Source organism: Streptomyces lunaelactis, from assembly GCF_003054555.1.
Taxonomy (GTDB): domain Bacteria; phylum Actinomycetota; class Actinomycetes; order Streptomycetales; family Streptomycetaceae; genus Streptomyces; species Streptomyces lunaelactis.
Genome location: NZ_CP026304.1, coordinates 5,747,047 through 5,766,752, shown reverse-complemented (window position 1 = coordinate 5,766,752; position 19,706 = coordinate 5,747,047). Strand labels below are relative to the sequence as shown.

Below are 19,706 nucleotides of genomic sequence, written 5' to 3'. Positions count from 1 at the left end.
CCCCGTGCCCGGGGCGGCTCCTCATGGGGAGTCCACAGGTCCGTTGTCGTCGGCGGGCAGAGGGCGGCTCGGGTCGTCGTAGAGCATGGCCACCCCCTCCGCCCAGTGCCGGCTGTTCCTCGATCCGCTGATGTCGTCCCTGATACGGCGCAGGCGGTCCGGGAGCTCCATCGCTCCCGCGGTCTGTGCGATCAGTGCGGCCGCGCCCTGGTGCACGTCCTCGCAGAACTCCGCACAGCCGTTGTCGGGATGGCCGTCGGTGTGCCACAGGGCGATGCCGTGTCCGGCCTGCAGTGCCATGCCGATGGCTCTTCGTCCCACCCCCCTGCCTGCGGGCCGGCACAGGACGGGTACGGCGGACGGCGGCATCTCCTCGAACTGACGGGGCCGGGGGACCTGCCGCTGCGGCGGGGTGCGGCAGGCGGTGAGCGCCTCGGCGGCCAGCATCCCCGCCCAGCGGCGCAGCCAAACGGCGTCCGGTTCCCCTCGTCTGGCAAGGTCGCGCAGCACCACCATCCGCCGTACCCCGACATACGCCGGATGGTGCAGCCTGGCCATCTCCGTGAGCTGCCACCGGTGTACGGCGGTGTCGAAGTGGTCGGCGGGCAGGGCGACTTCGAGCGGGGCGGGGGCGCCGGGCGAGTCGACGGAGGCGAAGACCTCGTCCAGCGGGCCGCGCAGCCTCTGGACGAGCAGCTCGGGCGCGATGCCTTCGCCGGTCTGCTCCTCGTGCAGCGGCTCGTTGACGTCGCGGCCGTCGTCGACCCGTATCCGCCAGTAGAAGCGGGCGGGCCGGGCGTCGCAGACCGGCTCCAGCTCGACGATGACGACGGCGGACCCGTCGCCGGGCCGCGGATAGCGGACGACGACGCGGTCCTGCCCGTCGGGGCTGCGCGGATGTACGAGTCCGGGCGGCAGCGTCGCCTGGGTCACCACGGTGTGCACGATCCGGGGCACGTCCTGGAGCCGGCGGGCCACCCAGTCGCCGAGCGGCGCGGCGTCGGCGCCGCGGCTGCGCTCGTACTCGACGACCAGCTGGAGGTAGTGCAGCGCGGCGATGGCGGCGACGGGCTGCCCGGCCTCGTACAGCAGTCCGTGCCCGTCGCGCCAGATACGCGGCGGCAGCTGCCCGGGGGGCGGGGCGACGCCGCCGCGGGCCTTCTTGGCAAGCTCGGCGACGGGGCGGATACCGGCCGGCGGGTGTACGCCGGCGAGCAGGAAGAGTGCCTCGCGCCGGTCCTCGGGGCTCCACTGGTCGCCGCCGGTGTGCACGCCGGCGCCGGGGAGCTGGTGCTGGCGCTCGATCCAGTTGTGCCCGGTGACCTTCGGGGACTGGCCGTGCCAGCGGTCGTGCGCGGCCATGACGAGCTGGTATGCGGCTCCGAAGCGGCGCAGAGCGGTGGCCGCGATGGCCATGCCGCCGTCGCGGCCGACCCGGCGTGACTTGAGGATGCCGACGACGGCGCCGGTGTGGGCGTCGAGCACGGGGGAGCCCGAGCCGCCCTTGGGGAACTCGGCCTCTGGCCGGAAACGCATGCCGTAGTCGTCGTCGAAGCCGTTGATGCGGGCGGCGGCCTTCCAGCGGACGGCGCGTTTCGCGGCTTCGGCCTCGGCTCCGTCCTGCTGCTCGGGCCGGTAGCCCTGGACGATGCCGCGGCCGCCGGGGTACTCGGTGCGGTCGGTGAGCCAGACGCACTCGTGCTCGACGTCGGGCTCGATGAGCCGTACGAGGGCGAGATCCTGCTCGACGGGCACGCGCTGCTCGGCGCGGGGCTCGCCGTCGAGCAGCCAGCAGGAGAGCTGCGCCTCGACGGGCTCGCCGCCGTTCACTTCGCTGCCGCGGAGGTGGAAGACGCGGGCCCGGTCGCCCTTGAGGTGGGGCGCGAGGACGTGCGCGCAGGTCAGCACCCACCCGGGCGCGACGAAGAAGCCGCTGCCCCACATGGTGGCGGGGTTCTGGCCCTGGTCGGCGGGGGTGAGGTGGACGGTGGCGGCGCGGGTGAGGGCGTCGATGAAGGAGTCGGAGTCGGTCATGAGGTGGGGGGTTGGGGGGCGGGGTCCGGCTGCGGCACCGGGTCCGGCTGGGGCTCCGGGTCCGGGACCGGCCGCCGCACCGGCTCCGGGTCCGGGTCCGGCTCGGCCTCCGGCTGATCCTTCAGCTTCCAGGTGAGGGTGACCTGGACGGATGCCTTGGCCTCCCCCGCGGCGAGTACGGCGAGGGCGACCCCGGACTTGGCGGTGAGCTCGACGCCGAAGGTGACGCTGGCCTCGTCCGGCCCGGCGGCGGCCGCGGCCTCGAGCACGGAGGCGCCCACCTCGGAGATCAGCCGCTCGAGCTGCTGGACCTTGGCGGTGACGTTCTCGGCGAAACCGACGTCCTCGTCGTCCTCGCCGTATCCACCGCCGGTGGTGGTGGACAACCGGGCGAGCACGACCGCTCCCCCGGGTAATTCGATCTGCTGGACGCGTCCGTTCATGGTTTCCCCCGTCTCCACGGCCAACTCACGTCTGTGGGCGACGACGTTACTGGCCAGCATGGTTGCAGGGGAGAGTCGGAAGTCGCCGTAATCTGGAGGGGTAGACCCCGTCCGCACCAGGAGCATGTTTTGTACTTCACCGATCGCGGCATCGAGGAGCTGGAAAAGCGACGCGGCGAGGAGGAGGTCACTTTCGAGTGGCTGGCCGAGCAGCTGCGTACTTTCGTCGACCTCAACCCGGACTTCGAGGTCCCGGTGGAACGCCTGGCCACCTGGCTGGCGCGCTTGGACGACGAGGACGAGGACGAGTAGGGGGCTAAGCGGCCCCGGGGAAGTCCGGGCGGCGTCGCGGGCCGATGGCCGTCGCCTGGCTGCGTTGTCGTCAGTCGCCGACGCTCCGCGTGGACTCCTTCCTCCGCCTTGCCAGACTCGGCCCTCGACCCGCTCCTTCACCCACCCCGACTTCCCCGACACCGCTTAGGGCGGGGGGCGCGCCTGCGCGGCGCGAAGCAGCCGCGAGCGGGTGGGGACCTACACCCGCGAGGCCCCGCCCGCCCCGCCAGCTGTCGTACGCCAGCCCCAGCACCCCGTGCCCCATCAGCACCGCCCCGCCACCACCCATCCCCGCCCCCGCGCGCTCCCCACACCGCCAGTGGGATCCCCGCCGCAAGCTCGGCCGCGCTCAACAGGCGGGCCTTCGGGCCTCGGAGCCAGGGCCCGAGCGCGCTGTCCTCGACCACGTCCAGTTCCGCCCGTACCGCATCGCGCCAGCCCGACCACTCCACCGCCTCCGCCCCCTGCGCACGCGCGACCGAGCGCAAGCGGTCCGCCGGTTCACCCGGCGTCAGGCCCGTCGGCAGCGCCACACCCGCCCGCGTCAGGACCGCGATCAGGCCGACCAGCCGGGCCCGCGCGTCCGACTCCGGATCCGGCCGCGTCAGCGGCTCCAGCGCCTGCAGGTCCAGTACGGGATCGAGCCCGAGCCGCGCGGCGAACGTCCGCATCGCCTCGTCCTCGCCGGCCGGCGTCCCGTCCGCCAGCCAGACATACCCGACCGGCCTGTGGAACCCGGACGCCAGCGTGAATCCGGCCCGGTCGCCGTCCCACCACAGCGCCAGCACCGGCCAGTTCGCGCCGACGGCGAGCGCCGTGGCCCAGCCCGACAGCACCCGGTCGACCGGCTCGCCGCCGTCCAGCCAGGGTTTGCCCTCCGGGACCAGGACGCTCCACTCCTCGCCGGCCGGGGCGAGCAGCAGCGGCTCACGCAGCAGATGGACCGGGGTCCGTACCGCGGTGGGCTCGGCCCGGCACAGCAACAGCGCACCCTCGGATGTCGCGTTCATGGCCCATACGCTAGGCCAGTTTGCCCCGCTATGACGTCGTACGCCCGATCCCTGGCCACCCGCTACTCCGCCATCACGCTTGACATCCCCCAACCGCGATATATCGTGTTCTTCACCAGACGCGATATGTTGCGTCGCAGCCGGCCCAGGGAGGTCGCACCATGGCAGATTCGACGTGGGAAGCCGCCGAGCCGAAAAAGCTCACCTTCGACGACCCCGTGACGGCGCTCAACGTGCGCATCGTCAACGGAACGGTCAACGTCGTGGGCACGGACGAAGGTTCCGCCCGCCTGGAGATCTCCGAGATCGAAGGCCCCCCGCTGCTGGTGACCCAGCAGGGCTCCACCCTCACCGTCGCGTACGAGGACCTGCCCTGGAAGGGCTTCCTCAAGTGGCTCGACCGCAAGGGCCGGCGCCGTAGCGCGGTCGTCTCCCTCGCCGTGCCGGCCGGCACGGCCGTCGAGGTCGGCGTCATCAGCGCCGGGGCCTTCGTCTCCGGCATCCGGGGGACCACCGCCGTACGCGGCATCAGCGGCGACGCCACGCTCGTGGGGCTCTCCGGCGCGGTGCGCGCCGAGACAGTCTCCGGGAGCCTGGAGGCCCAGTCCGTCACCGGCGATCTGCACTACAAGTCCATCTCCGGCGATCTGACCGTGATCGAGGGCGCGGGCGCCCGCGTGCAGGCCGAGTCCATCAGCGGCGACATGGTCATCGACGTCGACCGGGCCGGGAAGCCTACGGACATCCGGCTCACCACCGTCTCCGGCGAGATCGCGATCCGGCTGCCGCACCCCGCGGACGCGCAGGTCGAGGCGAACACCGCGAGCGGCGCGGTCTCCAACGCCTTCGAGGACCTGCGGGTCGGCGGCGGGTGGGGCGCGAAGAAGATCACCGGCACGCTGGGCGCGGGCACGGGGGCGCTCAAGGCGACGACCGTCTCGGGCTCGATCGCGCTGCTGCGCCGACCGCCGGCCGATTCCGCGGAGCCCGCGGAGCCGGTAGAACCGACGGAGCCCACGGAGCCGACGGAGCCCCCGGACGACGAACCCCGCGACTCCGCCCCCACCGGAAAGGTGCTCTGACATGCCGCCCGTCTTCGCTCATGGCCGACTGCGTCTTTACCTGCTGAAGCTTCTGGACGAGGCCCCGCGCCACGGCTACGAGGTGATCCGGCTGCTCGAGGAGCGCTTCCAGGGCCTGTACGCGCCTTCGGCGGGAACGGTGTACCCGCGACTGGCCAAGCTGGAGGCCGAGGGTCTGGTCACCCACGCCACCGAGGGCGGCCGCAAGGTCTACTCGATCACCGACGCGGGCCGCGAGGAACTGGCCGGGCGCAGCGGCGAGCTCGCGGACCTGGAGCTGGAGATCCGCGAGTCGGTCTCCGAACTGGCCGCGGAGATCCGCGACGACGTGCGCGGCGCGGCGGGCAAGCTGCGCAGCGAGATGCGCGCGGCAGCGACGGAGACGCGCCGCTCCTTGGAACCGGGCGACTGGGACTCGGCGTTCGGCGACAAGGAGGCGTGGCGGGCCGCGAAGGAGGAGCTGCGCAAGGCCAGGCAGGAGTGGAAGGAGCAGGCACGCCGCGCGAAGGACGAGTCACGCCGGGCCCGCGAGGACGCACAGCAGGCGCGCCGCCAGGCCAAGGAGGCGCAGGAGACGGCCCGCCAGGAGATGCAGCGGATCGCCAAGCAGGTGCAGGACCAGGTGCAGGACCACTTTGCGCGGGGCGACTGGCCGACGGGCGTACGGGAGGGCCTGTCGGAGCTCAGCACGCAGCTCGGGGGCCTGGCGCGAAGCACGTCCTGGCCCCCCTACACCAAGCCGGAACCATCGGGCACCGAGCCGGAACCCTCGGATGCCGAGCCGGAACCCTCGGACGTCAAGCCGGAACCGTCGGACGCGGACCCGGAATGGGCGAAGGACACGATGGACTCGGGCAACCCGGCGCGTGACCTGGACCGGCTGCTGGACCGCTTCCGCGACGACATCAGGGACGCGGCGCGGGACAACGGCGTGACGGAACAACAACTGGCCGAGGCGCGCCGCCACTTGTCCACGGCAGCGGCCCACATCGCAGCGCTGCTGCGCAAGCCGGGGTCCTGAGGCGCGGGGCGCGGGTCTCACGGGAAGGGCCGGGGTGGGGAACGAACAGCGCCCCACCCACCGGCAGCACCCCACCTCACCCCACCCCGCCGCCCCGCCCCCGAACATCGCCCTCTCCACCGCCTCGTACGTCGCCCCGTGCTCCGCCAGCACATCCGCCGCCACCCCGGGCCGCGCCGTCAGCGCCAGCAGCAAGTGCTCGCCGCCGATGTGACGGTCGCCGCGGCCCAGCGCAATGCGGAGCGACTTCTCCAGGATGCCCTTCGCCTCCAGGGTGAACGACCGGTGCCCCGCCCACCACCGCTTCGACTTCTTCTCCACCTGCAACGCGCCCTGCCCATGCGCCTCTTCGACCCTCGAGACGATCTCCGTCACATCGATCCCGAAGCCCGCCAGCGCATCGGCGTCCGCCTTCGACAGACCGCCCCGCCGCCGCGCGTCCGCCAGCGCGTCCTCCACCGACCCGCGCCGGTCCATGATCCCCAGCGCCGCGAACGCGAACGCCGTCCGCGTCCCCTCCTGGTCGAACATCGCCAGCAACAGGTGCTCATCGGTGACGGAGTCCGCACCGGCCCGCTCCGCGTGTTCTACCGAGCCCGTCACGACATCCCGCGCGTCCTTGGTGAAACGCTCGAACATCACTGCCTCCCGTATTTCTTGTGTACGGCCTGCCGGCTGACGCCCAGCTCGGCCGCGATCTCCTGCCACGACCAGCCCTGGTTACGGGCGCTGCGCACCTGCACGGCTTCAAGCTGCTCAAGGAGTCGCCGCAGCGCGGCGACGGCCCGCAGCCCGACCCGCGGGTCGCGGTCGCCCGCCCGCTCGGCGAGATCGGTTGCTTCGGTCATGCTGTCAACCTACATTGACAGTTGTCCACAGTCAACCCAGGTTGACATCAAGCCGCGTACCGTGAATCTCGTGATCGATTTCCGTACGTCCGCACCCGTGACCGGCAGCCTCGATGTCCAGTGGCACGCCGGCTGGCCCTCGCCCAAGCACGACCCCGCTCCGGAGATACAGGTGCATGCGTATTCCGAGCACACCCTGATCCTCCGGCAGAACAAGTCCGTGCACTTCGAAGCGCCGTTCCTCTTCCTGCTGTTCGGGAACGAACGAGCGCTGCTGCTGGACACCGGCGCGAGCGCCGACCCCGCGCACTTCCCCCTGCGGGCGACCGTGGACGCTCTGATGGAGCAGTGGCTCACCCGGAATCCACGCGCGGAGTACGGGCTGGTAGTGGCGCACACCCACGGGCACGGGGATCACATCGCGGGCGACCCCCAGTTCGCGGACCGCCCGCACACGGAGGTCGTCGGGCCATCGACGGCCGAGGTGAAGGGCTTCTTCGGGTTCGAGGACTGGCCGGAGGGCCGCGCCGAGCTGGATCTCGGCGGGCGGGTGCTGGATCTGCTGCCCGGGCCCGGCCACCAGGAGGCCGCCGTCGTCTTCCACGACCGGCACACGGGTCTGCTGCTGACCGGCGACTCCCTCTACCCCGGCCGGCTGTATGTGCAGGACGCGGCCGCCTTCACCGCCACCGTCGACCGCCTGCTCGCCTTCTGCACGACCACACCGGTGACCCACGTCCTCGGCTGCCACATAGAGATGACGACCACGCCGGACGTGGACTACCCCCGCGGCACCACCTATCAGCCGGACGAGCCCCCGCTCCAGCTGACGACCGCGCATCTGCGTCGCGTACGCAGCGCCCTCGCCGTGCACGACGGGCCCTGCGGCGACTTCATCCTGGTGTACGAGGAGTGACGCCGACAGTGACCGTGACCGTGATCCGCGCTCCCGGCCGGGCGAGTACGCGCACCAGGCAGGACCTGCCCGCCGCCACCGTCCGGGTGCTCGTCCACGCCGGGCCGTCCACCGCGATACGCCAGCCGGCCGCGTTCGGCGGCAGCGAGATCTCCGTGGCGTCCGGCCGCCGGGACGCCCGGTACTCCAGGCCGTATGTCCCGGTCGCAGGGTCGTACGCGTCCGCGCCCACCCGCCCCGCGACAGCTGCCGCGTACGGCGCGGCGGTCTGTTCCTTGTTCGTACGGAAGCGGCCCCGGCCGTCGACCGCGCAGTACCCGGTCCCGTAGCACCACACATAGCCGGCCCAGCCGGAGCTGTAGCGATGGAGGGAGGCCAGCGCCTCGCGGTAGAAGCGGGGCATGTTCGGAAGGGAGTTGTTGAGCGGTCCCCACTCCCCCACCACGACCGGGATCTTCTGCTCCTTGGGGTACGCGGTGACGGCCGCCTCGTACGACTCGATCCAGCCCGCCGCCGGATCGTAGTCCGCGCCCGCCTCCATCGCCGCGTTGTAGAAGTGCGGGGCGTAGACGACCTTCGGGTCCTTGATCTTCCCGAGGCCCGTGGGGACTCCCTCACCCACGATCGGAGTCGGCTCGACGAAGACCCAGTTGTCGTCGTCGGCCGAACGGACCGCGTCCGCAAGGCGGTTGTACATCGGTGTCAGCTGATCGCGCTCGATCCGGCGGGCCGCGGTGGGCAGATCCTCGCCCGTGCGCAGCTCGCCCATCGGCTCGTTGATCAGGTCGTAGCCGAGGACCGCCGGGTGGTGCTCGAAGCGGTCGGCGAGTACTCGCCACATCCGTGCCTGCGCGTGGCGCAGGTCCTCGTCCTCGTAAAGGTGGGTGAAGGCACGCTGCACGGCCGGTTCGAAGTACTCGGAGAACCAGTCGTCCGGGTGCGGGGTGAAGGGCAGCCCGTCGGTCCGGGTCGCCCACTCGGGGATGCCGCGATGCCCGAAGGCCGGGCCGAAGACATCCTGGTGCGCGTCGATCAGCACCTGGATGCCGTACCGCTCGGCCCAGTCCAGGATCCGCTCGGCCTTGCGCAGATACGTCTGGCTGTACCGGCCCTGCCGGGGCTCGAGGTCGTCCCAGAAGATCAGCAGCCGGGCGAAGTTGAAGCCCTTGGCACGCATGTCGCGGAAGTGCTTCTCGGTGATGGCGGACAGTGCCTGCTCGCCGCGGTTGGACTTGTCCTCGACGTTCCAGCCGCGCAGAGTGAGTGTCCGGCCGCGGTCGTCGGTCAGACGCGGGATGCCACCCGGGTCCGGGGAGGTGAAGTCGGCGGCGGCAGCCGGAGAACCCGCCACCAGCAGGAGACAGCAGCCGACCAGTACCGGGATCGTTCGGCGCGTACGCATGGGACGGATCCCATCAGTACATCTGACGGTCCATCAAGAGGGCGTCAGGACGACCTTCCCGAAGAGGTCGCCGCCGGCCATCCGCTCGAAGCCGTCCCTGGCCCGGTCCAGCGGCAGCACCTCGTCGATCACCGGCCGTACCCCCGTCACCGCGCAGAAGGAAAGGAGGTCCTCCAGTTCATCCTTCGTACCCATCGTCGAGCCGACGACCTTGAGCTCCAGGAAGAAGATCCGCGTCAGCTCGGCGTGCGAGGGGCGGTCACCGCTCGTCGCACCCGAGATGACCAACGTGCCGCCGGGCCGCAGAGACTTGACCGAATGCGACCAGGTGGCGGCGCCGACCGTCTCGATGACGGCGTCCACACGCCGAGGCAGCCGCGCGCCCGGCTCGTACGCCTCCTCGGCACCGAGCTCGACGGCCCGCTTCCGCTTGGCCTCGTCGCGGCTGGTGGCGTACACCCGCAGGCCCGCCGCCTTTCCGAGGACGATCGCGGCGGTCGCGACACCGCCGCCCGCGCCCTGCACGAGGACCGAGTCCCCGGGCCGTACGCCTGCGTTGGTGAACAGCATCCGGTACGCGGTGAGCCACGCGGTCGGCAGACAGGCGGCCTGCTCGAAGCTGAGCTCCTTCGGCTTCGGCAGGACGTTCCAGGACGGGACCGTGACCTGTTCGGCGAAGGTCCCCTGGTAGCGCTCGGTGAGGATGGAGCGGGGCTCGTCCGGGCCGACGCCGTGCCCGGTCTGGCCGATGACGGAGTGGAGCACCACCTCGTTGCCGTCCGCGTCGATGCCCGCGGCGTCGCAGCCGAGGATCATCGGCAGCTTGTCCTCGGCGAGGCCGACGCCCCGCAGCGACCAGAGGTCGTGGTGGTTGAGGGAGGCGGCCTTGACGTTGACGGTGGTCCAGCCGGGGCGCGCCTCGGGGGCCGGGCGTTCGCCCAGCTCCAGGCCGTTGAGGGGCTGGTCGCGGTCGATGCGGGCGGCGTAGGCAGCGAACATGACCTTGAGAGTAGGGCGGCCCGCCGCGAGACGGAACCACGCACCGATGTGACACGCGTCCCGCCTGATCCACCCGTTCGGAGGAAAGCCCGGAACCAATCTCGTGCCGGAACCCCGTCCACCCCGGGCCCGCAACCGAGACGGGCCGCGCCGCACCCCTCGAACCTCAAGGGGTACGGGTACGGCCCGTCCACGTACAACCGGACAAACGCGTCAGCGGCGCGCCACGCCCTCTGCCCGTGCCGCCGCCGCCACCGCCGCCGTGACGGCCGGCGCGACCCGCTCGTCGAACGGCGAGGGGATCACATAGTCAGCGGCCAGCGCATCGCCCACCACGTCGGCCAGCGCGTTCGCCGCCGCGATCTTCATGCCCTCGGTGATCCGCGACGCCCGCACCTGCAGGGCACCCGCGAAGATCCCTGGGAACGCCAGCACGTTGTTGATCTGGTTCGGGTAGTCGCTGCGACCCGTCGCCACCACCGCGGCGTACCGGTGCGCGACATCGGGGTGCACCTCCGGGTTCGGGTTGGCCATCGCGAAGACGAAGGCACCCTTCGCCATCGACGCGACCGCCGCCTCCGGCACCGTGCCGCCGGAGACGCCGATGAAGACGTCCGCGCCGGCCAGCGCGGTCTCCAGCGAGCCGCTCAGCCCCGCCCGGTTCGTGATCTCCGCGAGCTCCCGCTTGACCGAGGTCAGGTCCTCGCGGTCGCGGCTGACGATGCCCTTGCGGTCGGCCACGGCCACATCGCCGATCCCCGCCTCCAGCAGGAACTTCGCGATGGCCACCCCCGCCGCACCCGCGCCGGAGATGACGGCGCGCAGCTCACCCAGACCGCGCCCGGTCAGCTTCGCGGCGTTGCGCAGCGCGGCGAGGGTCACCACCGCCGTGCCGTGCTGGTCGTCGTGGAAGACGGGGATGTCCACGCGCTCCTGGAGCTTGCGCTCGATCTCGAAGCAGCGGGGCGCCGAGATGTCCTCGAGGTTCACTCCACCGAAGGACGGCGCAAGCCGCACGATCGTCTCGACGATCTCGTCCGTGTCCGTCGTGGCGAGCGCGATCGGCACCGCGTCCACGCCACCGAACTGCTTGAAGAGGATGGCTTTCCCCTCCATGACCGGAAGTGATGCCTCCGGACCGATGTCGCCGAGTCCGAGCACCGCGGTCCCGTCCGTCACGACGGCGACGACCTGCGACTTCCAGGTGTACTCGTGGACGAGCTCGGGCCGCTCGGCGATCGCGCTGCACACTTTGGCGACACCGGGTGTGTACGCGAGGGACAGGTCGTCCTTGTCGCGCACCGGCACCGTGGCCTGGATGGCCATCTTGCCGCCGCGGTGCAGCGCAAAGGCCGGATCGAAGGGCTCCTCGGGAGCACCCTCCGTACCGCTTTCCCTGTCGCTGCGAGGATTGACGATCTCCGCTGCCATTTGGTTGACCCCTTAAGTCTTCATCTGTTGAGGGTGGCCACTCCTGGTTGAGGAGGGGTGGGCGGGCACCGCGTCCGTGCCCCGCCTCAGCGGTTGGCCCGCCTGGCAGGGGGAGGTACGTACGCGCGGGCGCGCCGCACACGCGCCCTGAGCCCCGGATGAGGGGTGTAAACGTCCTTCTTACCCGACCGACGGCACCGCCGACGAGTCGATATCCACTCGGTGGCATGACTCATGACCGAATATCGTGACAAGTCCGCTACGCACCATGAAAACCGCCCAGAACGCAGGGCGGACAGGAGATCTTCCGGTCGGAGGAAGGCATACCAGTGAAAGGTCCGGTCTTGATGTACCGGCCCGCTGGGCTTCGGGGGTGACCCGTTACCCGATTTTGACATGCCTGGCCCCCTGTTTGGGCTAGTCCGAATGGCAAGATGCCGAAAACACTCAAGGTCGCGACACTCGAAGATGAGTACAAAGACCGAAATGGCAGCTCCCTCACCCGCCGGAGGATCACGACCATGACCGCACGCAACACCTGTCGTACGACCGCAACCAGGGCCCGGATCGCCGCGGTCGGCGCGATCGCGGTCGCCGGCTCCCTGATGCTCACCGCCTGTGGTGACCAGACGACCTCGGGCTCCAACGAGACCGACAGCACCACGGCCAGCAGCGCCGCGCTCTTCGACAAGCTTCCGAAGAAGTACCAGGACTCCAAGGTGATCAAGGTCGGCACGGACGCCACCTACGCTCCGATGGAGTACGAGGAGGGCGGCAAGATCGTCGGTATCGACCCCGACATCGCCGCCGCGCTCGGCAAGGAACTCGGCGTCAACTTCCAGTTCACCAACGGCACCTTCGACGGCCTGATCTCGTCGCTGAACACCGGCCGCCAGGACGTCGTGATGTCCGCCATGAGCGACACCAAGGCCCGCCAGGAGGGCCTCGACGACAAGGGCAAGAAGGTCGGAGAGGGCGTCGACTTCGTCGACTACTTCACCTCGGGCGTCTCGCTCCTGGTCAAGAAGGGCAACCCGGACAAGATCGCCACGCTCGACGACCTGTGCGGCAAGAAGGTGGCCGTCCAGCGCGGCACGATCTACGAGGACACCTTCAAGACGCAGGCCACCAAGTGCAAGACGGACGGCAAGGGCACGCTCGCGATCGAGGCGTTCGACACGGACGCCGAGGCCCAGACCCGTGTGAAGTCCGGCGGCGCCGTCGCCGACCTCAACGACTTCCCGGTCGCCGCGCACATCGCGAAGACCGCGGGCGGCGGCAACGACTTCGAGGTCGCCGGCGACCAGACCGGCGCCGGTCCGTTCGGCATCGCCGTCGACAAGGACAACGCCCAGCTGCGCGACGCGCTCAAGGAAGCCCTGGACGCGATCATCAAGAACGGCGAGTACAAGAAGGTCCTGGAGAAGTGGGACGTCACGAACAGCGCCGTCACCGAGGCGACCATCAACGCCGGTAAGTAGTCCCTGGCGTCAGCCTCAAGCGTTTCACTGAAGGGCAGTCACTGTGACTGACAAGTTCGACAAGACGCCCGCCGACGAGCCCCCCAGGGACCCGGCGGTCGTCAAGGTGGCATCCCACCCTGAGCAGATCAAGGCCATCCCGGTACGGCACTGGGGCCGCTGGATCAGCGGTGTCGTCGTTGTGGCACTGCTGGCCCTGCTGGTCTATTCGTTCTCGCAGGGCGACGTCAACTGGGACACCGTCGGGGACCTCATCTTCGACCCCCGGATCGTGACCGGCATGTGGCACACGCTGTTGATCAGCGTGCTGTCGATGCTCATCGGTCTGGCGCTGGGCGTCCTCTTCGCGGTCATGCGACTGTCGAAGAACCCCGTCACCGGTGCGGTGGCCTGGCTGTACATCTGGTTCTTCCGCGGGACCCCGGTGTACGTGCAGCTGCTGCTGTGGTTCAACCTCGCGCTGATCTTCCCCGTCCTGAACCTCGGGTTCTACAAGGACGAAATGGTCGACGTGATGACCCCGTTCATGGTCGCCCTGCTGGGTCTGGGCCTGAACGAGGGCGCCTACATGGCCGAGATCGTCCGGGCCGGCATCCAGTCGGTCGACGAAGGCCAGACCGAGGCATCCCACGCCCTGGGCATGTCCAACAGCAGGACCATGCGCCGGATCGTGCTCCCGCAGGCGATGCGGGTGATCGTGCCGCCGACCGGCAACGAGTTCATCAACCTGCTGAAGACCTCGTCCCTGGTCTCCGCCGTGCAGTACACGGACCTGCTGCGCGCCGCGCAGAACATCGGCTCCACCTCGTTCGCGGTGATGGAGTTGCTGCTGGTGGCCTCGGTCTGGTATCTGGCTCTGACCAGCGTCTTCAGCGTCGGCCAGTACTATGTGGAGCGGCACTACGCACGCGGCTCGCTACGTTCCCTGCCGCTGACCCCGTTCCAGAAGATCAAGGCGAATCTCACCCGGTTCCGCCGTCCGGAGGTGGCCCGATGAGCGTCCAGCCCATGGTCAGGGCCGAAGGCGTCCACAAGTCCTACGGCCTGGCTCACGTCCTCAAGGGCATCGACCTCGAGGTCGCCCCCCGCGAGGTGTTCTGCCTGGTCGGCCCCTCCGGGTCCGGCAAGTCGACGTTCCTGCGGTGCATCAACCACCTGGAGCAGATCAACGCCGGCCGGCTCTCGGTCGACGGTCAGCTGGTGGGCTATCGCCAGAAGGGCGACAAGCTCTACGAGCTGAAGGACAGCGAGGTCGCGGCCCAGCGCCGGGACATCGGCATGGTCTTCCAGCGCTTCAACCTGTTCCCGCACCTGACCGCGCTCGCCAACGTCATGGAGGCGCCGATCCAGGTCAAGGGCGAAGCCAAGGCGGTGGCCCGGGAGCGGGCCGAGCGTCTGCTGGACCGGGTCGGGCTGGGCGACAAGGGCAAGCACTACCCCACCCAGCTCTCCGGCGGCCAGCAGCAGCGCGTCGCCATCGCCCGTGCGCTGGCGATGGAGCCGAAGCTGATGCTCTTCGACGAGCCCACCTCCGCGCTCGACCCGGAGCTGGTGGGTGAGGTCCTTGACGTCATGCGCGGCCTGGCCGAGGAGGGCATGACCATGATCGTCGTTACCCATGAGATGGGCTTTGCCCGCGAGGTCGGCGATGCGCTGGTCTTCATGGACGACGGCGTCGTGGTCGAGTCCGGCCACCCCCGCGACGTCCTCTCCGACCCCCAGCACGACCGCACCAAATCCTTCCTCTCGAAGGTCCTCTGAGCGGTAGGAGCGGGTTGGCGATACGCGAGAGGGCGGTACGGACTTCGAGTCCGTACCGCCCTCTCTCGTGGTCCCGGACCCCTATTTGAGCGCGAGCAGCAGGGTGTCGGAGGGCGAGGCCCATACGGCCCGGGCCTCGGCGAACCCGGCCGTACGCAGCGTCTCGGCGTGCCACTGCGGCGACGGCATGTCGCCGTCGGCGTGCTCGCCGTAGATCTGGTAGCGCTTGGCCGTCGGCCCGGCGAGTACGGGGTCCTTGGCGGCCAGTGCCCACCAGTCGGCCCAGTCGAGCGCGCCGGCGGCCTTGGCTCCGTCCATCTGGGCGTGGCGCTGGGCCCGCTCGGCGGCGTTGATACGGGGAGTGGCGCCGTCGATCATGTGGTCGGCGTTCATGAAGACACCGCCCTCACGGACGACCCCGGCAAGCTGCCCGTAGAGCGTGGCGAGCGGCTCGCTGTGCAGCCAGTGCAGCGCGGTGGCGGTGAGTACGGCGTCGTACTGCTCGTACGGCAGCTTCCGCACCCACTCGGGGTCCTTGAGGTCGGCGGTGACGAAGGTGACGCGGAGGTCGCCGTCGAAGTACCCCTCGGCGATGGTCAACAGGGCGGGGTCCAGATCGACCCCCGTACTGGTGGCCTTCGGGAACCGGGTGAGCAGCCGGTCCGTGATACTTCCCGTACCGCACGCGAGATCCAGCACCCTCGGCTCGGGGCCCACCAGGGCCCCGACCATGTCCAGCATCACCCGGAACCGCTCCTCGCGGTCGGGCATGTACCACTCCTGCTGCCGGTCCCAGCTCTCCTGCCAGGCCCGCCAGTCGGCGCCCGTCACTGTCTCCGCCACCGGAACCCTCCCGTTAGTAATACCCTCGAAGCATCAGCAGCTGTTACGTCGACATTAGACTGCCGCGGTAAGGACTACAAGTGGAACTGGCCTATTACTCGGACTACGCCGTGCGCCTGGTCAACACCGAGGAGCCGGCTCGCAACAAGGACTCCCTCACCTCGGTCGAGGCCATCCGCGAGCTCTTCGGTGAGTCCTCCCAGGCCGCACGCCGTGCCACGGACGCGGATGTCACCCGTTTCCGGTCCGTACGGGGCCGGCTCCGCGCGGTCTTCACCGCGGCGGACTCGGGCGACGAGACACAGGCCGTGGACCTGCTCAACTCGCTCCTGCTGGAGTTCCCGGTCAGCCCGCAGATCTCGGGCCACGACTTCCGGGACGAGGACGGCCGCCCGAAGTGGCACATGCACCTGGCCGAACACCCCTCCAACGCGACGGCGGGGTACGCGGCGATCGCCGCGATGGGCCTCGCGTTCCACCTCACGGAGTACGGCGTCGACCGGCTCGGCCTGTGCCAGGCGGCACCCTGCCGCAACGCCTACCTCGACACCTCGACCAACCGCTCCCGCCGCTACTGCTCGGACCGCTGCGCGACCCGCGCCAATGTGGCGGCCTACCGCGCCCGCAAACGCCTGGAGGCGGAACGGTCGGTGAGCACGGGCCGTACGGCCGAAACCGCCCATGAGACGAGCCCGCGCACCGAGCGCTGATCCTCCGCGAACGGGCGGTATCTGCCGCGCACCCGCCCCAGCAGCAACTCATGGGGCACGGTGCCGAACACCCGGCTGTCCCCCTCGGCCCCCGGATTGTCCCCGAGCACCCACCAGCCGTCCTCGCGCCGCTCGACGAGCCGCTTGACGATGAGCAGGTCCTGTTGCAGCGGATGGCGCAGTACGGCGACATCGCCGGCCTTCACCTCCGCGCCGTAGTGCACCAGCAGTTGATCGCCGTGTCTCAGCGTCGGGTACATGGAAGGACCTGTCACTTCGGCGACCCCGAACAGCGCTCTCGGCTCCCGCCCCTGCTCAGTCATACGCCACCTCCGAGTCCGTCGGTATGTTCGGCCACCGGTCCCATACTGACCCTGGACTTTTGTCCTAAGCCCTAGGGGGCACCCGCGAAAGCACGCCTCTCACGGAGTAATGTCCCACCTGAGAAGACGATCACGAGGAAGGACAGCTCAATGCTCTCCCGCCTGTTTGCCCCCAAGGTGAAGGTCAGCGCTCACTGCGACCTGCCCTGCGGTGTGTACGACCCGGCCCAGGCCCGTATCGAGGCCGAGTCGGTCAAGGCCGTCCAGGAGAAGTACCAGGCCAACGAGGACCCGCACTTCCGGGCCCGCGCCACGGTCATCAAGGAGCAGCGCGCGGAGCTCGCCAAGCACCACGTTTCGGTGCTGTGGAGCGACTACTTCAAGCCCCCGCACTTCGAGAAGTACCCGGAGCTGCACCAGCTGGTCAACGACGCCCTGAAGGCACTGTCGACCGCGAAGGCGTCGACGGACCCGGCGACGGGCCAGAAGGCGCTGGACTACATCGCCCAGATCGACAAGATCTTCTGGGAGACGAAGAAGGCCTGACCTTCACCGGTCACCTTTCCGGCACGACCGACAGCACTCGGCATCCGCGCGGAGCCGGGTGCTGTTGGCGTCTTTTCCGGTCACTGAGCCCGCTGGTCGCCCGACGCCGCGGCTCCGGCTCTCCGGCCGTGCAGGACCACCATCGCCGTCACGGCCGCGGCCAGCAGCCCCAGTGCGAGCAGCGCGGGCATCAGGACCACCACCGCGCCCGCGGCCAGGCAGCCGAGGCCTCCGACGATGAGGACCGCGGATCTCCGTCCGGTGGTGCGCAGCACGATCGCCGCTGCCGCCAGCAGGAACACACCCACGCCTCCGGTGAGCGCCCAGGCCACCAGCCCGTGCAGCGGCTCGGACAGGTCGTAGTGCGAACTGTCGGCGACCTGGTGGAGCACCGTCTTCATGCCCAGCGCGGTGAACACGATTCCCGCGACGAGCGGCAGATGCAGGAACGTGTACGCGTCGCGCGCCAATCGGGTGCGGTCATCGCCCTCCAACACGGTCAGCCGGTGCTCGGCGGCCTCGCTGATCTGACGGAAGTACACGCGCCACAACCCGGCGACGACCAACAGGCCCGTGGCGGCCGCGGCCAGCACCGGCCAGGAGATCGGCAGACCGGACACCCCCACTCCGATCGCGACGATCGACTCGCCCATGGCGATGATCACGATCAGACCGTGCCGCTCGGCGAAGTGCCCGGGCGAGGCGACCCGCCAGCCCGATGACCCGGTGACATAGATCCCGACGTAGTCGATCACGACCGCGCCGAGCCAGAGGAGTGCCTGCGTGAGACCGGTGAACGCGCTGCCGATCAGCAGCAGTACGAACGGCGGCGCAACCGACAGCAGCGCGGTGCGGCGCAGCGTGACATGGAGCGCCTCGTCACCCGGACTGGAGATCCAGTATGTGACCAGGTGCAGCAGCCGGACCGCGCCGTAGCAGAGGACGAACACCAGTGGCGCGTACAGGCCGCCAGGACCGTCGTCGTACACCTCCGGCACGGTCAGCGAGACGATCAGCACCACCGCCATGACCGCGACCAGCACGGCGAACATCGCTCCGGAGTCGGCCCGCACCACGTTGCCCAGCCAGGCGAAGCAACACCAGCACCACCAGAGCAGGGCGAGCACCACCGTCGCACCGAGCATCCGCAGGGCCGTCGGGTCGGCCGCCATCAGAGCGGTGACCTGCGTGATCGCGTACACGAACACCAAGTCGAAGAACAGCTCGGCGGGCGTCACCCGGTGACCGCCTTCGGTGGCGATCATCCGGGAATGGTCTCTGCCTGTTGCCACGAGCTCTCCCCCTGCGCAGCGCATCACACTGATCGGCCGACTACGCGCGGAAGAATACGCGGCGAACTACTTGATCATCTACGGGAGTTGACGCAGCGTTGCGCCCGAAGCACGGTTCGAAGCGTGAGGGGCGCCCCGCCACGGACGGCGGGGCGCCCTTCCGCTCTCGGCGGAAGTCGGCCGGAAGTACACGGAAGTGCTTGGGCCCGCGGGCGGGGCCGTGAATCCTGGCCATGGACACACCGGAGCCAGGAGGACCTTGTGACCGAAGAGACGCACAGGCCGGACGGACGTGCCGGGACGCTGTACGAGGCCGTGGGCGGCACGGACGCGCTGCGGCGGCTGAGCAACACCTTCTACGACGCCGTCCTCGCCGACCCGCTGCTCGCCCCCGTCTTCGCCGACTTCACCCCCACCCATATCGAGCATGTCGCCGTCTGGCTGGCCGAGATCTTTGACGGACCCGCCCGCTTCACCGAGGAGCTCGGTGGCCACCAGGCCCTCCTCCGCGCCCATCTCGGGCTCGGGATCACCGAGGATCAGCGGCTGCGCTGGATGGAGCTGATGGCGGACGCGGTGGCGAAGGAGCTCCCGGACGACGAGCTGCTGCGCCGCCGCGTGGTGGAGTACTTCGACTGGGGTACGAAGATCGCCCGCGCAGTCTCGGCCGACCCGCCGGGCACGGACCTGGGCGACCCTGGTCCGACGCCGCGCTGGGGCTGGGACGGGGTGCGCTGAGGGCCTGGAAGGCGACGCCTCGCACGCCTTCTAGGCGCCCACGGGTGCGGGCATGCCCAGCTCCGCGCCGGGCGGCAGCTGGCGCCGGACGCCGTTGAGGGCGTCGCCGAAGTCGCCGCCGGCGACTCCGTATTCGTACGCGGCACCGCCGTAGTGCAGGGTCAGATTGAGGTCGGCCCGGTCGAGTGGCCCGCCGTCGGGCTGCGGCTCGCCGAGCGTCAACAGACAGCTGAGCGTGGCTTGCTGGACCGTGCCGTCCATCTGGACGGGCAGCGGTATGTCCCATTCCAGTACGCAGGAGGACAGCGCCCCGCTCAGGCCCACGGGCTCCAGGGCGGCGAATGTCGCCCCCTCGTACTCAACGCCCCTGATGCGCGTACGCAATTGCTGCGCGCGCGCCACGATCGTGACCGCTTCCGCGCCCAGCCGGTCGCGGTACCAGCCCGCCCAGACTTCCGTCGACTCCGATGACATGGCGCGGACTGTAGCGGTA

General features: G+C 70.0%; 20 protein-coding genes and 2 pseudogenes. 10 read left to right on the top strand and 12 right to left on the bottom strand.

Going from position 1 to position 19,706, the window contains the following annotated elements; translation table 11 throughout:
* Positions 1 to 21: 21 nt before the first annotated feature.
* Together SLUN_RS26785 and SLUN_RS41520 are read right to left on the bottom strand one after the other, a co-directional pair.
* Entirely contained in the window at positions 22 to 2,034 is a 2,013-nt protein-coding gene (locus SLUN_RS26785) for a VMAP-C domain-containing protein (RefSeq protein WP_108152470.1), read from the bottom strand.
* Positions 2,031 to 2,537 carry a CU044_2847 family protein gene (locus SLUN_RS41520; protein ID WP_254710302.1) on the bottom strand — a complete coding sequence of 169 codons (507 nt, stop codon included), beginning with the start codon at positions 2,535 to 2,537 and terminating at the stop codon, positions 2,031 to 2,033. Before SLUN_RS41520 ends, SLUN_RS26785 begins: the two co-directional genes overlap by 4 nt.
* A 69-nt stretch (positions 2,538 to 2,606) precedes the next feature.
* Here SLUN_RS41520 and SLUN_RS26770 point away from each other — a divergent pair, with 69 nt between their 5' ends.
* On the top strand, positions 2,607 to 2,789 hold the full coding sequence (locus SLUN_RS26770) for a DUF6104 family protein (protein ID WP_003961784.1): 183 nt from the start codon (positions 2,607 to 2,609) through the stop codon (positions 2,787 to 2,789).
* Positions 2,790 to 3,027: 238 nt separating this feature from the next.
* Here SLUN_RS26770 and SLUN_RS26765 read toward each other — a convergent pair.
* Positions 3,028 to 3,820: pseudogene (locus SLUN_RS26765) on the bottom strand (hypothetical protein); the annotation flags it as partial.
* 161 nt (positions 3,821 to 3,981) lie between these two features.
* Between SLUN_RS26765 and SLUN_RS26760 the strand changes: the two are divergent.
* Together SLUN_RS26760 and SLUN_RS26755 are read left to right on the top strand one after the other, a co-directional pair.
* The gene (locus SLUN_RS26760; protein ID WP_108152468.1) at positions 3,982 to 4,902 is read left to right on the top strand and encodes a DUF4097 family beta strand repeat-containing protein; all 921 of its coding nucleotides are present in this window, start codon (positions 3,982 to 3,984) and stop codon (positions 4,900 to 4,902) included.
* A 1-nt stretch (position 4,903) separates the two neighbouring features.
* Positions 4,904 to 5,923: a helix-turn-helix transcriptional regulator gene (locus SLUN_RS26755; protein ID WP_108152466.1), complete on the top strand. Its 1,020-nt coding sequence runs from the start codon at positions 4,904 to 4,906 to the stop codon at positions 5,921 to 5,923.
* 84 nt (positions 5,924 to 6,007) lie between these two features.
* On the opposite strand, the pseudogene SLUN_RS26750 reads toward SLUN_RS26755, so the two are convergent.
* Together SLUN_RS26750 and SLUN_RS26745 are read right to left on the bottom strand one after the other, a co-directional pair.
* Positions 6,008 to 6,562, bottom strand: a pseudogene (locus tag SLUN_RS26750) (Clp protease N-terminal domain-containing protein); the annotation flags it as partial.
* Positions 6,562 to 6,771 carry a helix-turn-helix domain-containing protein gene (locus SLUN_RS26745; RefSeq protein ID WP_018571396.1) on the bottom strand — a complete coding sequence of 70 codons (210 nt, stop codon included), beginning with the start codon at positions 6,769 to 6,771 and terminating at the stop codon, positions 6,562 to 6,564. The gene SLUN_RS26745 and the pseudogene SLUN_RS26750, both read right to left, overlap by 1 nt.
* Before the next feature lie 70 nt (positions 6,772 to 6,841).
* Here SLUN_RS26745 and SLUN_RS26740 point away from each other — a divergent pair, with 70 nt between their 5' ends.
* Positions 6,842 to 7,687 (top strand): MBL fold metallo-hydrolase, encoded by an 846-nt coding sequence (locus SLUN_RS26740; RefSeq protein WP_108154950.1) that lies wholly within the window; start codon positions 6,842 to 6,844, stop codon positions 7,685 to 7,687.
* On the opposite strand, the gene SLUN_RS26735 is transcribed toward SLUN_RS26740, so the two are convergent.
* From SLUN_RS26735 to SLUN_RS26725, 3 genes are all read right to left on the bottom strand, one after another.
* Entirely contained in the window at positions 7,665 to 9,089 is a 1,425-nt protein-coding gene (locus SLUN_RS26735; protein WP_108152464.1) for a glycoside hydrolase family 5 protein, read from the bottom strand. The genes SLUN_RS26740 and SLUN_RS26735 overlap by 23 nt on opposite strands.
* A 33-nt stretch (positions 9,090 to 9,122) precedes the next feature.
* Positions 9,123 to 10,088, bottom strand: coding sequence for a zinc-binding dehydrogenase (locus SLUN_RS26730; protein ID WP_108152462.1), 966 nt, complete (start codon positions 10,086 to 10,088; stop codon positions 9,123 to 9,125).
* A gap of 213 nt (positions 10,089 to 10,301) precedes the next feature.
* Positions 10,302 to 11,519 carry an NAD(P)-dependent malic enzyme gene (locus tag SLUN_RS26725; protein ID WP_108152460.1) on the bottom strand — a complete coding sequence of 406 codons (1,218 nt, stop codon included), beginning with the start codon at positions 11,517 to 11,519 and terminating at the stop codon, positions 10,302 to 10,304.
* Between the two features lie 521 nt (positions 11,520 to 12,040).
* On the opposite strand from SLUN_RS26725, the gene SLUN_RS26720 reads away from it, so the two are divergent.
* Genes SLUN_RS26720 through SLUN_RS26710 form a run of 3 tightly spaced genes read left to right on the top strand, consistent with a single transcriptional unit; the run spans position 12,041 to position 14,761 of the window.
* The gene (locus SLUN_RS26720) at positions 12,041 to 13,000 is read left to right on the top strand and encodes an ABC transporter substrate-binding protein (protein WP_108152458.1); all 960 of its coding nucleotides are present in this window, start codon (positions 12,041 to 12,043) and stop codon (positions 12,998 to 13,000) included.
* Positions 13,001 to 13,043: 43 nt separating this feature from the next.
* Positions 13,044 to 13,997 carry an amino acid ABC transporter permease gene (locus SLUN_RS26715; protein ID WP_108152456.1) on the top strand — a complete coding sequence of 318 codons (954 nt, stop codon included), beginning with the start codon at positions 13,044 to 13,046 and terminating at the stop codon, positions 13,995 to 13,997.
* On the top strand, positions 13,994 to 14,761 hold the full coding sequence (locus SLUN_RS26710; protein ID WP_108152454.1) for an amino acid ABC transporter ATP-binding protein: 768 nt from the start codon (positions 13,994 to 13,996) through the stop codon (positions 14,759 to 14,761). The genes SLUN_RS26715 and SLUN_RS26710 overlap by 4 nt, the downstream gene beginning before the upstream one ends.
* An 81-nt stretch (positions 14,762 to 14,842) precedes the next feature.
* On the opposite strand, the gene SLUN_RS26705 is transcribed toward SLUN_RS26710, so the two are convergent.
* Positions 14,843 to 15,532 carry a class I SAM-dependent methyltransferase gene (locus SLUN_RS26705; protein WP_108154949.1) on the bottom strand — a complete coding sequence of 230 codons (690 nt, stop codon included), beginning with the start codon at positions 15,530 to 15,532 and terminating at the stop codon, positions 14,843 to 14,845.
* A 152-nt stretch (positions 15,533 to 15,684) separates the two neighbouring features.
* Here SLUN_RS26705 and SLUN_RS26700 point away from each other — a divergent pair, with 152 nt between their 5' ends.
* Positions 15,685 to 16,314 (top strand): CGNR zinc finger domain-containing protein, encoded by a 630-nt coding sequence (locus tag SLUN_RS26700; RefSeq protein WP_108152452.1) that lies wholly within the window; start codon positions 15,685 to 15,687, stop codon positions 16,312 to 16,314.
* Here the strand turns inward: SLUN_RS26700 and sodX are convergent.
* Entirely contained in the window at positions 16,218 to 16,637 is a 420-nt protein-coding gene (sodX, locus tag SLUN_RS26695) for a nickel-type superoxide dismutase maturation protease (RefSeq protein ID WP_108152450.1), read from the bottom strand. The genes SLUN_RS26700 and sodX overlap by 97 nt on opposite strands.
* A 150-nt stretch (positions 16,638 to 16,787) precedes the next feature.
* Between sodX and sodN the strand changes: the two genes are divergently transcribed.
* Positions 16,788 to 17,183, top strand: coding sequence for a superoxide dismutase, Ni (sodN, locus tag SLUN_RS26690; RefSeq protein WP_108152448.1), 396 nt, complete (start codon positions 16,788 to 16,790; stop codon positions 17,181 to 17,183).
* 80 nt (positions 17,184 to 17,263) lie between these two features.
* On the opposite strand, the gene SLUN_RS26685 is transcribed toward sodN, so the two are convergent.
* Complete coding sequence (locus tag SLUN_RS26685) at positions 17,264 to 18,448, bottom strand: low temperature requirement protein A (RefSeq protein WP_254710158.1); 1,185 nt, start codon at positions 18,446 to 18,448, stop codon at positions 17,264 to 17,266.
* A 288-nt stretch (positions 18,449 to 18,736) separates the two neighbouring features.
* On the opposite strand from SLUN_RS26685, the gene SLUN_RS26680 reads away from it, so the two are divergent.
* Positions 18,737 to 19,213, top strand: coding sequence for a group II truncated hemoglobin (locus tag SLUN_RS26680; RefSeq protein WP_108152444.1), 477 nt, complete (start codon positions 18,737 to 18,739; stop codon positions 19,211 to 19,213).
* Positions 19,214 to 19,243: 30 nt separating this feature from the next.
* On the opposite strand, the gene SLUN_RS26675 is transcribed toward SLUN_RS26680, so the two are convergent.
* Complete coding sequence (locus SLUN_RS26675) at positions 19,244 to 19,687, bottom strand: DUF6304 family protein (RefSeq protein WP_108152442.1); 444 nt, start codon at positions 19,685 to 19,687, stop codon at positions 19,244 to 19,246.
* Between the last annotated feature and the right edge of the window lie 19 nt (positions 19,688 to 19,706).